Source organism: Spirosoma flavum, from assembly GCF_042686045.1.
Lineage (GTDB): Bacteria > Bacteroidota > Bacteroidia > Cytophagales > Spirosomataceae > Spirosoma > Spirosoma flavum.
Map to the genome: position 1 here is coordinate 1,027,870 of NZ_JBHUOM010000002.1, position 19,342 is coordinate 1,047,211.

The following is a 19,342-nucleotide window of genomic DNA, read 5'->3' on the forward strand; positions in this document are numbered from 1 at the left end:
GTAAATATATGAAAAACAGGTAGTTAAATAGTAGGAATGCGTTGGTTTTGATTAAACGGTTGTTTGCTTCCATCTCCAAGGAGCCTATTCCATTGGTACAAACTTCTGATAATGCCCAGTTACTGGCTCACGGACCAAGGAGACCACTTTTAGGTAGCAAAAATTCCTCCGGTGTGCCCGGGGCTTATTTAGGCAAACATAACGGGTGATTTTGTCAATGTATGAAGCGCCAGTAGCTAGCCAACGATTCTGTACCGTTAAAGCACTCCTTTTTAATAGGCTCTACTTTTTGTATCTACCCAGCATAATCTATACTGGTATAGGTGGTGTTCTGCGCGGTTCGAATCAAATACCTCTGGGTAGTTTGCGGGGGTATGTAGCTAAACCCACTTAGTAGAATTACTATACCATCGATCAGTTTTATCGTGGCATTGGCGGGGCCATTATAGGTGTATTCAATTGGTATAGGCTCGAAAGGGCCGACAACGTCTTTCTGTACGGCTCGGACTTATATAAATAGATTGTGAATAACACTTGCCTATCGACAGAAGACTGCACAAGATCAATAAAAGTCTAACCATCAGGATTTTAGTAATCGGTATGTTAATACTATTTGATTGACATTGACCCGCAGAATATAGATACCGACTGGTAAATCACTGACGGGCAGCGAGATAGTTTTAGCTGGCTGGTAGGTTTCACGTCGGACCAATCGACCATCTGCCGACCACAGTTCAACCTCCAGAGGTACCAGAGGTAAATTTTCGATAAAAATGCTCTGACTTACCGGATTAGGGAACACCCATATACCTAGCCCAGCCGGTTCTATTGCGGTTAACAACTCTAAACGTACAATACCGCTACCCTGAATTATTCCGGGACCGCATTCATTACGTATTCCCAGGAGCCGAAACGTTGTAGGCAGCGAAGTTGTCGGCAGGCTAAAAAACGCTACAGGTTGGGTAATTTGCCACATCAGGGGAGGACTCCCGTCCGGCCCCAGTGTTACCGAGACTGGTGCAGAACCCGTCACGGTAATAGTTAGGTTGGCAGGTTTGCCAAGATCAGCGTAAGGTGGTCCCAGAATTGACCCTGTTGCTTTTTCCAGAATTGTTATCGGCGACAGCATTACCGAACTGGCAACGGTGGGATCAGAAGCCGTAACCCGAAAGCGGTAATTAATACCAGTCGGCAAGCCTATAGGCAACACAGCCCGCAACGGGTTATCCTGGCCGACAGTTGGCACAGATGTATATTGGTCACCGTTACGGTCGGAAAGCAGAACCGTCAGCGGGCTATTGGTAATTCCCACTGCCGTATACTCAACTACCACTGTATCACCCCCGCAGAATCTACCGCTTACCCGATCGGTTGTAATAAATCTGGTACTTGTCGGGTTGACCGAAATAGTTAATGAACCGCTGGCAGAACCAGGACCACACATATTACTGACGGATGCGAGCCTATACGTACCACTCTGACTGGGAGCCAATTCAATTGTGGGGGAATCCGTTTCCCATACGCCGACAGACCCGTTAGACAGACTGTAATTTATCGGCAACATGCCACTGACCACTGGCTTGATAACAAGCTTCTGCCCTGCGTTAATCACAAGATTACCCGTCAATTGGGCTGTTACGGGAGCAACTATCTGTATGTATATGGATGCGCTTAGTGCAGAATCAGTCGAACGGAGTCGTAAACTATAGTTACCCGGTGGCAGATCGGCGGGTAGTGGGAGCGAGAGCGTTCCCTGACGGGCGGTTGTCCGGCCTAGTTCACGACTGGAATTGTTCCCGCTAATCAGCTCGGCCACTATGTTGATACCATTGCTCCAATCGCCGGTGGTGGTATAAGCAACGGTCAGTGGTTTGCCAGCGCAGGTCTGCTGCTGCGAACCGGGCGTTGGTGTGGTAATAGATAATGTCGGCTTTACGGTAACCGTCGCTTCGCCGAGCCCCGTTCCGTAGCCACAGCCATTGCGAACAAACGCCAGTGAATACGTCGTCTTGTGTCGGGGCAAAAGGGTATACAGGATTCCACTGGGGTCCGTAAGCGCATCAGCGAACGTGCCGGAATAGTCTGGCTCGTAATTGCGGATGCCATAAGTCCCAACATTGGTTAGGCTTACCAGAATCGTTACGGTTGGGTCGGCAACCGGTGAACCCCTTAGGGAGAGCGTCGCCGATGGCAGGTCATAAACTCTGAAATTGGGCGCTGTCTGACTGATGGTTCCGGTTCTTCGGCCAACGATACGCACCTTATAGTATCCGTAGGGATCGGCGGTAAACGAATCGGGTAAACGGGCCACCAGCGGATTACTCGTTGAGGTCAGCGTTATCGTTTCAAACAGGTCGTTGTTCCTCTGGAAACCTGTATGTCGAAGACTTCATCAGATGGAACCCGTCCAATTGTGGCAAACGGAACGGTGAGTAATCCACCCCGGCAAGTGACCGCCTTCTGCTCCAGAGTTATTGTGGCGTAGTTGTTGGGATTGCTAGGAGTTGTAATATAGAGTCGATACGGCACTACAGTTATCGTTCGTTCATCGGTTACGATTGTTGTGCCACAGGTATTCGTAATCGACTTCAGACGATAGGTCGTTGTTTGATCGGGTTTGACCGGAATATAAGCCCGCCCATCCAGCGTAACCGAGTTGCCGTCATAATCCGGAACGGTGTAAGCTTCCCCTTCAGCCGTCAGCAACGCGTACGGGCCGCCACCCTTTGCTTCCACAATCAGTGTTGTTGTTTCACCGCCAATGAGTTCGGTAGTACCGGGCAGAATGGCGGCAGTAGGCTTTTTATGAATCGTTAAAAATACGTCCCGACTGGTCAATGCTATATTTTCAGCTTCTACCCGCAGAGAATATGTACCCGCCAGAACATTGGGTAATACGACTGATATCGGGCTTTTCAGTGCCCGGCCAATGACTACCGGCACAAACGAACTGAAGCCATAGATACTATATCCATAGACGGTTACCCGATACCGAACGGAGTCTGCAATGACGCCCGTGGCCTGAAAAGGAATGGCAATGGTTTCCCCGGCACAGAAGATTCGACCCGGCAGATCTTCTACTAAAATCTGTCGATTCTCTGCTTGTTTAATAACTACTTGTTTTGACTTATCTGAAAACTGACGCGTACCGCATTTATTGCTTACTTCGGTAAGCATATAGGTCGTGCTTTTCGTAGGCATATCCCCAAACACAGCGTAAGGATAATCACTCGAATTAGGTAATTGATTGGCTGGAAATCGCCATTGTCGACTACCATCGGTCACGCTAATTGTTATGGGAAGGTTGCTTTTTGCATCAGCCATAATCCGAATTGGCTCCGGTTTATTGAGTGTTGATGGAAAACCTATATCCCAGCTACCAGCGCTCTTTTGCGTATATAAATTGATGTTAGCCAGCAGGGGCACATATCCAACCTCGAAATGGCTGGGGCTGACGGTACTGACAATGGCAGGGTTCTGCGTTACAACGCGTACCTCCGAGCCAACGTAATACGTTCCATCCAACCCCAGCGATACACCAAGCGCCTGATTTGTCAACGTAGCCACGATGGTATCTTTCTGTAAAACAGCAGGCAGTAGGATAGACCCTCCAAGCTGTACCTGAAAGATGGTCTGCGCTGTAAATTGAGCATTGGTCTGGATGGGGATGCGAATAGTCTGACCAATACAGGGCCGCTCATCTGGCAGTTTACCCGCAATAATCCCGTCTGTAACGTCAACCCTCACCGAACCCGTAGTCATTACCGGACCGCAGGTACCAGTAGCCGAGCGGATAGTGTATGTCGTGGACACACTTGGCTTTACCGTTATGGTGTACTGTCCGGGCACCGGCTGGTAGGTGTCCGGTTTATACTCCAGTTGGGTACCCTCACTCAGCGTGCACTGCACATTTTGCCCCGTCAACCGAACTGCCAATGTAGTGGTTTCTCCGAAGCGGATTGCTTTTACCTCCGTTTCCAGTATTGCCGACGGGGCAGGATATACCGAAAGCGCACGGCTACTATACTGTCCTCCTATCGGGCTACTTACTAAGGCGGGCGATGTTGATACTAACCGAACATAATTGCCCCAGTCTTCGGGAATGCTGAGTGGCAGCGTAATTTCCAGCGGACTCCGATCGCCTTTTGTTGGTAAGTCAATGTAGTTGCCTTTTTCATCGGTGACCTGCACTGTGAATCGGTTACTGCTGTCAAACGTACCATTTGCACTAAAACCGATCTGAACTGTTGCACCAGGGCAGGGTGCTTCTGGCGCAATGGAGGTTAGCTGTAGGCCGAAAGGAGCCACAGTAACGGTTTGCTGGCCAGACGAGGTGCCTTCTCCACAGGCATTTTCGACTTTAGTAACCCGGTATGTAGTTGTTTTAGGACCCGGATGCGCAACGAAGGAGGACGCTTTGTCTTGACTAAGAATCAAACTGTCATTGATTGTAACCCGGTACGAATTGTAGGCAGTTATACCCGAGCCGGAAAGCTGGATGGGAATCGTGACATTTTCATAGGGCGCAATGGTCAGCGGGCGCTCAACAAGTCGGGCTGTTGGCTTGCGCTGAGGATAAAAATAGGGGCTGGCAATACCCGTTGTTTTCGGGTTTGACGCCAGCACACGCAGCCGATAAACATCTGGCAGAACCGTGTCAGGCAATGTAATTTCCAGGGTAGGAGCATTTCCCCTCGTGGGAAGATCCTGGTAAGTCGGGGCCGTCGAACTACCACCAATCAGTTGAATGCTGAATACATTATCAGTCCCGTACGTACCCGTAGTTGTGATTGGTATTTGGATCGTTGTTCCACCACATATTCCATTGTAAGGCGGCTGCAAAACGCTGACACTATTCGATTGAGCGCAAACGATAATACTTGAACCGATTAAACATAAAAAAAGGCAAAAACAGCTTCGTAAAATTTGACTCATACAGTACGCTTCAGATATATACGTAAAAATAGTTAAAACAGACAACGACGGGGAATTGTATGACACCTTCCTCTTAGTAAGCGAATCGAAATTCGTCCTATAAATAGATCGTTACAGAGAGCCAGCCTGTTTAAAAACGGGTTTTACCTATTAAAAAGATCATGGGAGTATTTATTCGCTACCGCCAACCCGTAAACGTTAAGGACTCGCTTCATTTTAAATATACTACAGTAGATCGTGCTTAATGCAGTGTCCAGTTAAATGTAGCAGGTACACCCAACCGTAGGCAAATCAATCATTACCCAACAGTCTTATCTTAAAATCATGGGGCCATTTTCTAGACGCAAACAGAGTCGAAGATAGTTACTATCTGTTCATCTTATCCGTGGGGTATGGTTACTCGTTTACTAAACTATATTTACTTCATTTTTTGCTAATAACGGGTAAAAAAGGTAAGACTCGACAACTTATCCAATAGGAAAATGCTACCTGAGCGTAACACAAATGATTACTTTATGAAATCAAGATTACTTCTAGCGCCTTATCATTTACTGAGGTTAATGACGGCGATTTGTTTGCTAAGCAAACTAACTATGCTGCCGTTGATGGCGCAGACTAAACAACTGGTTCTTAGTCCGTTTGAGCGCGATTCGAATCAAACGGCTACATATGCCCAGATTATTGGTTGGTATCAGCAGTTGGACCGTCAATATGATCAGGCTAAACTGATTGAGATCGGTAAGACGGACGTTGGCAAGCCGTTACACCTGTTTCTTTTAGCGGCTGACAAGCAGTTTACATCCCGACCAAATCGGGTCACGATACTGATTAATAATGGTATTCATCCTGGCGAACCGGAGGGAATTGATGCCTGTATGATGCTGGCCCGAGATTTATTGAAGGCCAATAAATTACCTAAAAACACACTAGTGGCTATTGTGCCCGTATACAACGTGGGGGGGTGCTTAAACCGGGGCGTCTCGCGCGTGAACCAGAACGGGCCGGAGTCATACGGGTTTCGGGGAAACGCCCGAAATTTAAACCTGAACCGCGATTTTATTAAAGCACAATCCGAAAATACGCGGGCCTTTCAGCGGATGTACCAAGCCTTGAAACCACAGGTATTTGTTGATAATCATACCAGCGATGGAGCCGATTACCAGCATGTATTGACGTATTTCGCTACGCAGAAGGATAAGTTACATCCGACCTTGTCGAGCTATATGATCCAGACGTTTCAACCGGAATTAGATAAGGCCCTGATCGAAAAAGGTTTCCCGCCAGCGCCTTACGTAAATCACCAGGGAGATACCCCTGAAAACGGTCTTATCGGCTACAACGACACCCCCCGCTATTCAACTGGCTATGCCGCTCTGTTTAACTGTTTCGGCTTCACGTTGGAGACACACATGTGGAAAGCTTATCCGGCTCGGGTTAAAGCCTCCTATGTGTTCGATGAAGCCGTAATTCGGTTGTGCGAACGTGATGCCTCAACCATTCTGGCGAATCAGCAGCGGGCCAATGCGGCTGTTCAAAAACAGACAACGTTTAGCCTAAACTATATCCTTGATCGCAGTAAAATTGATTCGGTTACGTTCCTGGGCTATCAGGCAGCCTATAAACCTAGTAACGTGTCGGGGCTCAAGCGGCTTTATTACGACCGGACGAAACCGTATACCAAACGCGTTCCCTATTTAAACAATTTCGTGGCCGATATCCAGGTCAATAAGCCTGCGGCCTACATTATTTCTCAAGCCTGGCCGGACATCATCAGCCAACTAAAGCGCAATGGCGTAGCGGTACAAACGTTGCCCAACGATACGTTGATGACCGTAGCCGCTTATTACATTACTGATTATAAAAGCCCACCGCGACCCTATGAAGGGCATTTCGTTCATACGGGCGTGAAGTTGCGGACTGAATCGCAACCAATCCAATTCTATAAGGACGATTACTTGATTCATACCAATCAGGCGACAAATCGATACATTGTAGAAGCTCTTGAACCACAAGGCGTTGACTCCTTTTTTGCCTGGAATTTTTTCGACAGTGTTCTCGACCAGAAAGAGTATTTTGCCGATTATATTTTCGAAGATACGGCGGCTGACCTAGTGAAAAGGAATCCCGCGTTGCGAAAGCAATTGGACGAAAAACGGGCAGTCGATAAAACCTTTGCCGAACAAGCGGATGCTCAATTGAACTTCATTTATCGGCAGACGCCTTACTATGAGAAAAGCCACAACCGCTATCCGGCCTATCGATTGGACTAATGCCGCTATGAGCAACGGGGCTATGCTCATATCTACCTAGAGTCTACTCGATTCACAATAGGAGCCATTTTTGCTGAAATCCACATACTGACCAAGACAGCCGAAGCTGTTGAAACCCAACTGCTTGCCAAAGCGGACTTAAAACTAATGCGCGTAATCGGTAAGCAGTCGATGTTGTTTAGCCTTGTTGATACCTGGTAAGAGCAAAGGCATGAATTCTTCGAAAAGATTCAGAAATTGTCCAAACGCAGGTCGTAAAACACGTTTTATAAACGGAATAATACTTCACTCATAACAATAGCCTTCACACAACAGTTACTTTTTATCAATGCTGCACCCTGAAAAGTAACCTCACAAGCGGCTTAAATTTAAACTTGTATTTCCCCGAAGAGCTGTATGAACGATGAAAATGAACCATCTCAACTGTCGGAGGACGAAAAGAAGTTGTTCGAAGACTTAATGCCTGAAGATCTGGAAGAAATTCTTGATTCAGGGGTGAATCGGCGTCATTTTTTAAAGTTAATGACCTTGGCTGGCGGGGGTGTTTTAGCCGCTCATTCAGCTGTTGCCGAGCAGCTACTGACAAAACCACTCAACCCATTACCAACGGAATTTGCCTCCGCAACGCTCGAAAACGGCGTTAACGTATCGCTCAAGGTCAATGGTACGACCCGGAAGCTGATGGTTGATTCCAGAATGACCTTACTCGATACATTGCGGGAGCGGTTGGAACTGACTGGATCTAAAAAAGGCTGCGACCACGGGCAATGTGGTGCTTGTACGGTAATTGTAAACGGGCAGCGTGTATTGTCATGTCTGACGCTGGCGGCAAGCTGCGAAGGGAAACGTGTTCAAACGATTGAAGGACTAGCGCAGGGAGACACCCTTCATCCGATGCAGGCCGCTTTTCTGAAACATGATGGATTTCAGTGTGGCTTCTGTACACCGGGACAACTATGCTCGGCGGTTGCCCTGATGGATGAAGCCAAAAACGGACATGCCAGCTACGTTACCGAAAATGTTCGTAAGCAGGCAGGCGCGGTTCAACTGTCGAACGAGGAAATTCGGGAGCGGATGTCAGGAAATCTGTGCCGCTGTGGTGCTTATCCTAATATTGTTGCCGCCATTCAGGAGGTCCATAGTGGAAAGCCAGTCGAGCAGACCTTTCGGTTTTCCGCCTAACCATTTACTACCCGCAGTCCAATGAGACCCTTTACCTATACCCGGGCAAAAGATCCCTCTTCCGCTATAAACCAACTGGCGGGGAATCCGAATGCGAAATTCCTCGCTGGTGGCACTAATCTGCTGGACCTGATGAAGGAGGACGTCGAACGACCTAATGAGCTTGTTGACATTACAGAACTGGGCCTGAGTGACATCAAGGTTATAGCTGCCGGACCCCAAAAAGGAGGAATTTCGATAGGCGGATTGGGAAAAAATACCGATGCCGCCAATCATGCATTGATTCGCCAAAACTACCCGCTACTGTCGCAGTCTATTCTGGCCGGCGCATCCGGGCAGATCCGAAATATGGCTACTAATGGCGGCAACCTGCTGCAACGAACGCGTTGCCCGTATTTCTATGAGGTGTCGATGCCCTGTAATAAACGCGAGCCAGGCTCGGGCTGTGGTGCCCTGGAAGGCATCAACCGGATGCATGCAATCTTTGGCTGGACAGAAAAGTGTGTCGCCGTGTATCCATCTGATATGGCCATCGCGCTGGCCGCGCTGGATGCCGTTGTTAAAGTCAGGAATGCCAGCGGCCAGGAACGAATTATTCCTTTTGCCGACTTTCATCGGTTGCCGGGCGACAAGCCTGAACAGGATACAAACCTGGCGCATGGCGAACTGATTACTGCCCTCGAGTTGCCTAAAAACAATTTTGCCGATAGATCTTATTATCTCAAAGTGCGTGACCGGGCATCATATGCGTTTGCTCTGGTATCGGTGGCAGCCGCTTTGGAGGTAAGTAATAATACGATTGTACAAGCGAGAATTGCGATGGGCGGTGTTGCCCATAAGCCTTGGCGAGCCTTGAAAGCCGAAAAAATGCTGATTGGCAAAGAAGCGACAGTCGCTAATTTTAAACTGGCCGCCGACGCCGAAATGGCCGATGCAAAGCCATTGGAACACAATCGATTTAAGGTAGAACTTGGCAACCGAAGCATTGTCCTGGCGCTGCAAATGGCTATGAACGGGGGTAAAGCTTGATCTTAACGTCAATCGATCACATGAAAGACAAAAACAAAGTAATCGGCACGCCCATCAGTCGCATTGACGGGATCGCCAAGGTGACGGGAAAAGCAGCTTATTCGATGGATTATCCGGTTAAGAATGTTGCTTACGCCGTTCTGTTCAAAAGCACCATTGCCGCCGGAAAGATTCTGACTATCGACACGGGCGCTGCCGAAAAAGCGCCCGGAGTCCTGGCTGTTATTACCCATACGAATGCCCCGAAGCTGAACCTAAATGGTGGTATTCGTGGTGGTGCGTTGCTGCAAAGTCCTGAGATTGAATTTTATGGACAGCACATTGGACTGGTTGTTGCCGAAACTTTTGAGCAGGCCCGGCACGCGAGTCGTCTTGTAACCGTAACGTACGAAAAGAGGGAGCCGAAAACCGATTTCGACAAGCTGGCCAACGAGGCTGTACTGCCGAAGGATAAAGAAAAAGCCGATGCCATTCGCGGTGATGCGAAAGCAGCCCTCAGTAATGCCACGTACAAAGTTGAGGAAATATATGGAACGCCCATTGAACACCATCATCCGCTGGAGCCGCATGCTACCATTGCTGAATGGAACGGCGACCATGTAACCCTCTACAACAGTTCGCAGATTGTGAACGGGGCGCAAAACGCAGCCGCTTCAACGCTGAATATCAAACCGGAACAGGTGCGTATCATTTCGCCTTATATCGGTGGCGGCTTTGGTTCGAAAGGTGGTCAATGGGCTAACCTGGTGCTTACGGCTGTAGTGGCCAAACAGGTCAATCGACCGGTAAAGCTGGCCCTGACCCGACAGCAGATGGTAAACTCGGTGGGATTGCGACAACGGAACTTCCAGAAAGTGAGTTTAGCGGCAACCAAAGACGGTAAGCTAACGGCATTAGCGCACGAAATCACCACTCATAGTGCTATAAAAGATGAATTTGTCGAACCCTGTGGCGATTGTTCAAAAATTATGTACGATGTGCCCAACTCGCTCATTACGTATCGAGTGGTTCCTTTGAATATAATCCTGCCAACCTACACACGCGGCCCTGGAAAATCGACCGGGAGTTTTGCGCTTGAATCAGCGATGGATGAGCTGGCCTATGCCCTGAAGATGGACCCAATTGACCTTCGCATCAAAAATGAACCCGAACGTGATCCGTCCAATGGCAAACCCTGGTCGTCGCGAACAACAGTTCAATGCTTGCAGGCAGGAGCCAAAGCCTTTGGATGGGAAAAGCGCAAGGCTGAACCCCGCCAGAACCAGCAGGGAAATTACCTGATCGGGTATGGCGTATCCTGCGGTACATACCCCGCCCACCAGCGACCCACGTCGGCCATCGTGAAGCTGAAACGGACTGGCAGCGATGTTTTCGCTACTATTGAACTGGCCGCTGCGGACCTGGGAACGGGCACCTACACCATACTGACGCAAACGGCAGCCGATGCACTGGACCTGCCCATCCATAACGTCAAGGTGACGATTGGCGACTCTGATTTGCCGCCTGCTGCCGGTGCCGTGGGTTCGGTGGGGGCAGCCAGCTACGCCAACGCAGTGAATGATGCCTGCCAAAAGATTACGGATGAATTGATTGGCAGATCAGGTAAACAGTATTTTGCTCGCCCGACGGCATCGAAGTTGATGATTTCGGAAAAAGTGGCTGATTTTCAGACTAGAGTTGATGCTAAACCACTGGACAGCGCCGAAGAGTATTCGGCCCATAGCTTTAATGCCAATTTCGCGGAGGTGGCCGTGAATAGGTCAACGGGTATGGTTCGGGTGTCCCGTTTTCTGGCGGTGACTGGAGCAGGTACCATTCTGAATCCCAAAACGGCTCGTTCGCAGATCATTGGTGGAAATATATGGGGCATCGGTATGGCACTGACCGAAGAGTCCGTTATAGATCCCCGTTGGGGCAATTTTGTAACCCGGTCATTCGCTGATTATCACGTTCCATCCAATTTGGATATCGGCTCTATGGACGCTATTTTTATTCGGGAAGACGACCAGCATGCCAACAAACTGGGCGTAAAAGGAATTGGGGAAGTAGGCATTGTTGGCGTAGCTGCTGCCGTAGCCAATGCCATTTTTAATGCAACTGGCAAACGTGTTCGTCAGTTGCCCATAACGCCTGACAAACTTTTATAGGCCCATACGTTACAAATTCTACGAAATGGGTTTGCTAGGAATACTAATAAACGTGCCAAGAATGCCCATACTATTAGCATGGGCATTCTTATTTTATACCCGTAAACTACGCTTTCGAGCCTGTCTGTCTACTACTACGTGATTTGGTGAGTTTTGTGGCATCGTAGTCACTCTCGGTCGGGTTATCTTCGTTACTTCTCTCACAGGTAATGGTACGTCCACCATTTTGAACGGCTTTAACGGTCATCGGCGAACTGCCATCCAGCAGAGCGACCTGGTCACCGGGCTGAAATTGAGTGGGTAAATAAGTGTTCTCTACGCTACTGGGTCAGAATTTTCGCGGTAATGCCTAATTTCTTATCGGTCGTTTTTAGTGAGATTTTTGGCAGCTGACGGCTTCACGGCCATCTGTTTAAATTCCTCCGGGGCCGCTCATGCGCTCGTACTGTCTCTTGCTGGTTTTCATGACACCCTAGAGTATGCTCAACTTAATGTCCAGTTAAAGGTAGCAGATCCACTTTCGCCGTGGTCGAGCTCGAGGAAAACTATGCCTCAACTTATCTGCCAATTTTGCGCTCACTCGCTAGATTTTTAATACAGTTCATGTTAATTTATAGATAAAGTAGGATTAGAGCTATAACTTAACGCATTCTCCCTAGAAACATAACAGCGAAGCCAGTCAGTACCACGCCGATACGGCTTTCGAACGGCCTAAGAAACTGTATCGATTCGACATATCCCGCTACTAAATCAAACCGACTAAACCAGCCAATTCAATAAAAACTCAATCATGAACCACTTCTCTCTATCTCTTCCGCCTGGTAAAGTAATCATGTTCATACTGCTTTTTGTACTCCAACACCAACTGGCTGGGGCACAAAGCTTTCCAAGTAATTTTGCCGGTGTTCAGGTTGCCACCGGCCTTGATCCGGTCGGCATGGATGTTGCACCCGATGGTCGCGTTTTTATAGCCGAGAAAAATGGCAAGGTGAGAATCGTTAAAAATGGCACGTTGCTATCTACCCCTTTTGTCGCTATTCCCAACGTAGACAACTTTAACGAGCGAGGATTGCTGAAGGTAGTATTAGATCCTAATTTCAACGCTAACAACTTTCTGTACGTCTATTACACCTATAAAGCATCGGGGAGCTCAGTTAGTAATAATAGGGTAAGCCGTTTTACGGCCAACGGCGACGTGGCCGTCGCCGGGAGCGAGCGGGTGTTAATTGATATTGATCCCTTAGGCTCAGTCGGTTACCACAACGGCGGGGGCTTAGCTATTAAAGAAGATAAGCTTTTTATCTCGGTGGGCGAGAACACGGTGGCGGCTAACGCGCAATCCCTGACTACGTTGAAAGGGAAAGTCCTTCGTCTCAATTTAGATGGCAGCATTCCTACCGATAACCCGTTCTATACGACTGCTACAGGCACTAACCGGGCTATCTGGGCGCTGGGATTTCGTAACCCATTCCGGTTAGCCACCCAACCCGGCACTGGCAAGCTTTTTATCAATGATGTGGGCAATAGCAGTTGGGAGGAAATTAACGAAGGCGTTGCCGGGAAAAATTACGGCTGGCCTGGTATTGAAGGTGTTAGAACAAATCAAACGCTACCGACAAATTATCAGGATCCGTTCTATGCCTATGATCACGGGCAGGGTTGTTCCATCACAGCCGGCGCGTTTTACAATCCTGCCACGGTTAAGTTCCCGACGGCTTACGTTGGCAAGTATTTCTTTGGCGATTATTGCAATGGCTGGATCAAACTGATTGATCCGTCTACGAAAGCGGTCACCAATTTTGCAACGGGTATTAACCGGCCACTGGATGTGGCTGTGGCCAGAGATGGAACGCTCTATTTTATAGCCAGAGGTGGTATCGCCGGGGGCTCGGATGCTGCTAACACATCGAGTACAAATGGCGTATTATGGCGCGTGGATTACACCGGAAACGGCGTACCGGTCATTGCTGTGCAGCCGACCAGCAAGACGGTCTCGGTTGGGCAGTCCGTTACCTTTACCACCGTTGCTTCCGGCAATCCGGCTCCCAGTTACCAGTGGCAGCGAAATGGCGTTACCGTTTCGGGGGCCACTTCACCGAGCTACACCCTGTCAAGCCCAGTTCTATCGGATAATGGGGCCAAATTCAAGGTGATTGTCAGTAATTCGGCTGGAAGTTCGACCAGCAGTGAAGCGACCCTAACGGTCATCACGAATCAATTACCGGTTGCCACCATCACCACGCCTGCATCGGGGGTAAAGTATGCTGGTGGGGATGTTATTTCGTTTTCCGGCACGGGTACCGACGGAGAAGATGGCAATTTACCTGCCAGTGCCTTCACCTGGAAAGTTGATCTATATCATTTCGATTCCCCATCTCACGTGCACCCCGTCATGGAACCCACCAGCGGCATTACTGCTGGTAGCTTTACCATACCCACCGAGATGGAAACGTCGGCCAACGTACTGTTCCGATTATTTCTCACGGTAACGGACTCTAAAGGGGCTACCACTACAATATCCAGGGATGTGGTCCCCATCACCTCAGCCATTACTTTAGTTACCAATCCTGCCGGATTAACCCTTAAACTGGATGGCAGTGCCGTGATCGCCCCTTATTCATTCAATGGCGTGAGTCGTATCATCAGGAGTCTGGAAGCCGTATCGCCACAAACCGTAGGGGGCATCACCTATACGTTCTCTTCCTGGTCAAACGGTAGTGGGCGCCTTCAGAACTTGTCTACACCGGGTGCCAATACTACCCTGACGGCTACTTTTGTTCCGTCAACAAGTGGTAGCACCGGCATCGTAGCGGGTGGCATTTACGAACTTGAACCCCAAAATGCCCTTGGCAAGCGCCTGGATGTGAGAGCACTTAGTACAGCGGATCAAGCTATAGTCGAGCTATATCAAAGTAATGGTGGGGCTAATCAGCGGTGGAAGTTTATCGACAAAGGCAATGGAATCTATGAACTCGAACCTCAGCACGCCCCAGGCAAGCGCCTGGATGTAGCTGGCCGAAGCGCTGGTGATAACATCAAAGTACAAACCTATTCCAGTAACGGAGGTAGTAATCAGCAGTGGAAATTGATTGACCTGGGTGGGAACATTTATGGGTTAGAACCTCAGTGCGCTATTGGCAACCGCCTGGATATTGGCTTGGTAGACGGTGTAACCAGGGCAGTAAGCAAAATCGCTAACGTGAGTACTAGTCAGCGCTGGAAGCTGATAGCCACCTCGTCTGCCCGCCTGGGAGCCGCAACAGATACCGAAACGCTTGACTTGCTGTCAACGACTCCCAATCCATTTACGACAGAGACGACCCTCCACTTTCGCCTGCCCGCCAAAAGCCAGCAGGCGACTATTAGGATTCATAGCCTACAAGGTCAGTTGGTGCGCATGATCGACGTGTCATCCAACACCGAGGGGCGCATTCAGGTAGGTCGTACGGGATTGGCGGCTGGCGTATATGTATATAGCCTAGTGGTTGATGGTACTTCGATTGCTACAAAACGGTTGGTCGTGAATTAAGGAGAGGGATGCGCCACTATATAATACAGCTTTGGCGTGATTGTGTAAATTTTCCCCACTAAGTCTAACCGACATTTAAAGGAACGCCAGATAAATAAAGCAGAAGGAAAAACAGGAATTTTTGGGTGCGCTCATAGGTTTCATACTGCCAGAAGTCGGGCAATGCCTCCCGACTTCTGGCAACGGATGTCATTGGAGACTTCTGAGAAAAGTACCCAATAGGTCATACTAAAACGCTGTTTATCCTTGAGCTGCTGTAAATTACGGGTCATCATAGTAAGAGCGTAAGCCATTTCCCGATCCGTCAGTCACTATTAAGCTTAGTTTTAGTTAGTAATATACGGGCTATCAATGCCTTTTAAGTTTGGATGCGCTTTTAAGAAAGCATTCGGGTGTTGGCTAGAGCCAAAAAAGATCGTTACCATGAAAAAATTGTTGCTTCTATTTTTCTTTTTCACGACACTGTTTTTGCGTCCTCTTCTGGCACAAACGACACAACACATGGCCAAAGCCACTTATTCCAATCCCTTGGGTGTACAATTCGGTGACCCTTACATTTTGTATACCCAGGGTACGTATTACCTATACGGCACGGGCGGTGGTGCAGATAAGGGGTTTATGGCTTATTCATCAAAAGACATGGTGAACTGGAAGGCGGAAAAACAGGTGTATTTTCACAACAACAAAAATGGCTGGAGCGATCCCAAAGCAAGTTGGGGCGGTGCCTTCTGGGCACCTGAAGTATATGAGGTAAAGGGGAAATTTTATCTGTTTTACAGTGCACAATGGCAGGTAAACCCGTCTAGGGAAGTGGAAAATTTCCGCATTGGCGTAGCCGTTGCTGACAAGCCGACTGGCCCGTTTATTGACTTGGCTGATAAACCCATTTTTGATCCTGGGTATCCCGTTATTGATGCCAATGTGTTTTTTGATACTACCGGCAAAGCCTACTTGTACTTTTCGCGTTGCTGCTACAAACATCCGGTCCAAAGCGAAGTGGCCGATCTAGCCCGTAAAAAAGGGTGGTACAACGAGATTGAAGAAAGCTGGGTGTACGGTATCGAACTCAAACCCGATTTTTCCGGCGTCATCGGCGAACCGGTTTTACTGCTGCGGCCCCCCGTTAGCCTCAGCGACAAGCAGGCTGAATGGGAAAGCCGATCCGTTACAGCCCACGAAGTAAATCGCCGTTGGACAGAGGGCTCGGTTACGTTTAAAAAAGACAATATCTATTATATCATGTATTCAGCCAATCATTTTGGCGGTCAGTATTATGCCATCGGGTACGCTACGTCTGGCTCGCCTTTAGGTCCGTATACAAAAGCGGCCAATAATCCGGTATTGCAGAAGAATACCGACCAAGGGGGTTCGATAACGGGCACGGGGCACAACAGCATTGCCTATTCTCCAGATGGCAAAGAAATGTTTTGCGTCTACCACGGCAGAACTGAAAAGACCGGCGACGAACGGGTTGTTTGTATAGATCGCATGGCGGTGAAAAACGGAAAAATAACGGTCTTCGGCCCTACCACCACGCCCCAAAAACTACCCTCAGGCGTAATAACAGCGGTTAGCAACAACTGATGACGTTCGCGTAAGTCGTCGTCAGAATAGTCACCGGCAACGGTCCAATAGGAATGACTGTAGGGATGACTGAACGAGTCAAATCACAACGCTAGGTTATAGTTTGAACATTTCCCTGTTGGCCTGGCTTCCTGGATCGTTGAGAATTTTTATTTCTTTTTTCCGAGTGTCTTGTAGATGCCGAAGCCTATCGTTCACCCTACTACCTCATCCCGCTGGGCAAAGTCACCGAGTGCCCGGCCTAGACCTGAACCAATCAAAACAGACAATCCACAAACAGGTATTATCAACTCATTTTATTCACTGTTAGTACACGGGAGCCTGTTCCGTTGGGGTAGTGAATCATTAGGTTGTGATTGGTACGTATCCTGATGAACCAGCAAGAATTTGTCAAGCCACAGTTAGAAGCGCCTACTCTTGCACTTTATCCCGATAGCGGACCTCAGCTTTTCTCCTGAAAGCTCATAGCTAAACGCCAGCATTGAACGAAAGCCCCAGCTTAACTCCTTTCCCATATGATACGCTCAAAACCGATGAAGACTAGCCGGGCTGGCATCCATCGTAGATTAACCCGTAACCGCATGTCGATGCGTGTGATACCACTTTTATTAACAGCTTTTGTCTCGCTCACCAATCAGGCTATAAGCCAGTCCAAATTCGCTGGTAAACAGCCCGTACTGGGCGTTCGATCGGTTCAACTACTGGAGCAGGATGGGTTGAAGTTTAAAGATTTGAACCGAAATGGTCAGCTAGATAAATACGAAGACTGGCGATTGTCAGCCCAAGAGCGGAGTCGCGACTTGTTGACAAAAATGTCGCTGGAACAAAAGGTTGGCTTCATGCTCATCAGTACCACCCGCATGAAAAACGACCAGTCGTTTGGGGCGGCTCAATCAAAAGAGCCCATTACCAGCGATTTCAACGAGGAAGATTTAGTGGCCAGCCAGAACATGTTCACTCGCAAACCACTGCCTACCCCCATTATGAACGCAGCGGGTACGACTAAAGCCGTGACGCACTATCACCTTCGTCACTTCATTTTACGGGCTAACGTGAGTGCCCGGACAACGGCTGAATGGGCCAATAAACTGCAAATGCTCTGCGAAAGCGACGGCTTAGGGATTCCGGCTATCGTCGCATCTAATCCGCGTAACCACATCACCGGGGCTGCCGCGATTGGCACCAGCGTCGGCAAAACGGTTTTCTCGGCTTGGCCGGGTGAATTAGGCCTGTCGGCGATGCGTGATTTGACACTTGTTCGGGAGTTTGCCGACATTGCCCGGCAGGAGTGGGCGGCTGTTGGCTTGCGAAAAGGGTATATGTATATGGCCGATTTAGCCACTGAACCCCGCTGGCAGCGGATAGAAGGTACATTCGGCGAAGATGCTCAGTGGACAGGCCAGATGATGACCGAAATTGTGTACGGCTTTCAAGGAAAAACACTCGGCCCTGCCTCTGTAGCGGTGACGACCAAACATTTTCCGGGGGGAGGGGCCGGGCTGGGTGGCCAGGACCCGCATTTCGAATGGGGTAAGAAAGAGGTTTTTCCAGGAGGCAAGTTTGCTAATAACCTGATTCCCTTCAAAGCGGCTATCAAAGCCGGTACTTCGGCTATTATGCCCTATTATTCGCTCCCGGCTGATACCAAGTATGAACCCATTGCTTACGCCTACAATCGGGCTGTCATTCACGATCTTCTACGCACCGAATTAGGTTTTACCGGCATCATTAATTCCGACACGGGGCCGATTGAAATGATGCCCTGGGGAGCCGAAAACCTCTCGATTCAGGAACGCTACAAACGTACCCTGGAAGCGGGGGTGAATCTCTACTCGGGTACAGCCGACCCAGCCAACTTGCTGGCAACCGTAAAAAGCGGTATGGTAGATGTCAAACTGATCGACGATTCGGTGCTTCGTTTGCTGATGGAAAAATTCAACCTGGGGCTTTTCGAAAACCCCTACGTGGATGAAGATGCGGCCGAGCGTCTTGTGGGCAATGCACAGTTTCAGGCAAGAGCCGATCTGGCTCACCGGAAGTCCATTGTGCTGCTTCGCAATGAGGCCCAAACACTGCCGCTCAAGCCTAAAACGAAAGTTTACTTCGAAGCCTACGCGGTAAAGGCAGGCGGTGCAGCTACGGCGGCCAATAGCTACACGATCAACGATGGAAAATACCCCATTACTTTTGTCGCTACACCCGATGAAGCGGATGTGATTATGATTTGGCTAAAGCCTTCGGCCAAGTCGCTGTTCGCGTCGGATGGTTCGCCGATTTATCTGTCCTTATCGAAGAATTCAATAGACGTAGCCTACATTAATTCGCTGACGGCCAAGAAACCGACCATTGTGGCTATTAACTACAGTAACCCCTGGGTCATCGACGAAATTTACCAAAAAGACGCTAGTAGCCGGATCAAGGGCGTTCTGGCAACGTTTGGCACGACACCCGACGCCTTACTGGATGTTGTAACGGGTAAGTTCAGTCCAACGGGTAAAATGCCCTTTACCACCCCCCTTTCAGAAGCAGCTGTTCAGAAGCAGAAAGAAGATGTGCCAGGGTACGAAGAAGGAGCGGGTTATGCCTTATTCAATTACAAGGAAGGGTTAACGTATAAAGGAGGTACTACCAGTCTTTCTGCTAGTAAGCCGTGATTCTGCCTTGAA

At 48.9% G+C, this 19,342-nt stretch carries 10 protein-coding genes; 7 read left to right on the top strand and 3 right to left on the bottom strand.

Annotation, left to right across the window (positions count from 1 at the left end):
• Positions 1 to 580 precede the first annotated feature (580 nt).
• Together ACFS25_RS09785 and ACFS25_RS09790 are read right to left on the bottom strand one after the other, a co-directional pair.
• Complete coding sequence (locus tag ACFS25_RS09785) at positions 581 to 2,311, bottom strand: T9SS type A sorting domain-containing protein (protein ID WP_381499333.1); 1,731 nt, start codon at positions 2,309 to 2,311, stop codon at positions 581 to 583.
• A 26-nt stretch (positions 2,312 to 2,337) separates the two neighbouring features.
• Positions 2,338 to 4,842, bottom strand: coding sequence for a hypothetical protein (locus ACFS25_RS09790; protein WP_381499335.1), 2,505 nt, complete (start codon positions 4,840 to 4,842; stop codon positions 2,338 to 2,340).
• Between the two features lie 686 nt (positions 4,843 to 5,528).
• Here ACFS25_RS09790 and ACFS25_RS09795 point away from each other — a divergent pair.
• From ACFS25_RS09795 to ACFS25_RS09815, 5 genes are all read left to right on the top strand, one after another.
• The gene (locus ACFS25_RS09795; RefSeq protein WP_381500843.1) at positions 5,529 to 7,205 is read left to right on the top strand and encodes a M14 family zinc carboxypeptidase; all 1,677 of its coding nucleotides are present in this window, start codon (positions 5,529 to 5,531) and stop codon (positions 7,203 to 7,205) included.
• Between the two features lie 396 nt (positions 7,206 to 7,601).
• A complete protein-coding gene (locus tag ACFS25_RS09800; protein ID WP_381499338.1) occupies positions 7,602 to 8,387 on the top strand; it encodes a 2Fe-2S iron-sulfur cluster-binding protein in 786 nt (261 codons plus the stop codon).
• Positions 8,388 to 8,408: 21 nt separating this feature from the next.
• On the top strand, positions 8,409 to 9,416 hold the full coding sequence (locus tag ACFS25_RS09805) for an FAD binding domain-containing protein (RefSeq protein WP_381499340.1): 1,008 nt from the start codon (positions 8,409 to 8,411) through the stop codon (positions 9,414 to 9,416).
• 20 nt (positions 9,417 to 9,436) lie between these two features.
• A complete protein-coding gene (locus tag ACFS25_RS09810; protein WP_381499342.1) occupies positions 9,437 to 11,563 on the top strand; it encodes a xanthine dehydrogenase family protein molybdopterin-binding subunit in 2,127 nt (708 codons plus the stop codon).
• Between the two features lie 790 nt (positions 11,564 to 12,353).
• On the top strand, positions 12,354 to 15,092 hold the full coding sequence (locus ACFS25_RS09815) for a PQQ-dependent sugar dehydrogenase (protein WP_381499346.1): 2,739 nt from the start codon (positions 12,354 to 12,356) through the stop codon (positions 15,090 to 15,092).
• Positions 15,093 to 15,156: 64 nt separating this feature from the next.
• On the opposite strand, the gene ACFS25_RS09820 is transcribed toward ACFS25_RS09815, so the two are convergent.
• Positions 15,157 to 15,285 carry a hypothetical protein gene (locus ACFS25_RS09820; RefSeq protein WP_381499350.1) on the bottom strand — a complete coding sequence of 43 codons (129 nt, stop codon included), beginning with the start codon at positions 15,283 to 15,285 and terminating at the stop codon, positions 15,157 to 15,159.
• Between the two features lie 230 nt (positions 15,286 to 15,515).
• Here ACFS25_RS09820 and ACFS25_RS09825 point away from each other — a divergent pair, with 230 nt between their 5' ends.
• Both ACFS25_RS09825 and ACFS25_RS09830 read left to right on the top strand, forming a co-directional pair.
• A complete protein-coding gene (locus tag ACFS25_RS09825) occupies positions 15,516 to 16,676 on the top strand; it encodes a glycoside hydrolase family 43 protein (protein ID WP_381499352.1) in 1,161 nt (386 codons plus the stop codon).
• A gap of 587 nt (positions 16,677 to 17,263) precedes the next feature.
• Positions 17,264 to 19,330 (top strand): glycoside hydrolase family 3 protein, encoded by a 2,067-nt coding sequence (locus ACFS25_RS09830; protein ID WP_381500846.1) that lies wholly within the window; start codon positions 17,264 to 17,266, stop codon positions 19,328 to 19,330.
• Positions 19,331 to 19,342 lie beyond the last annotated feature (12 nt).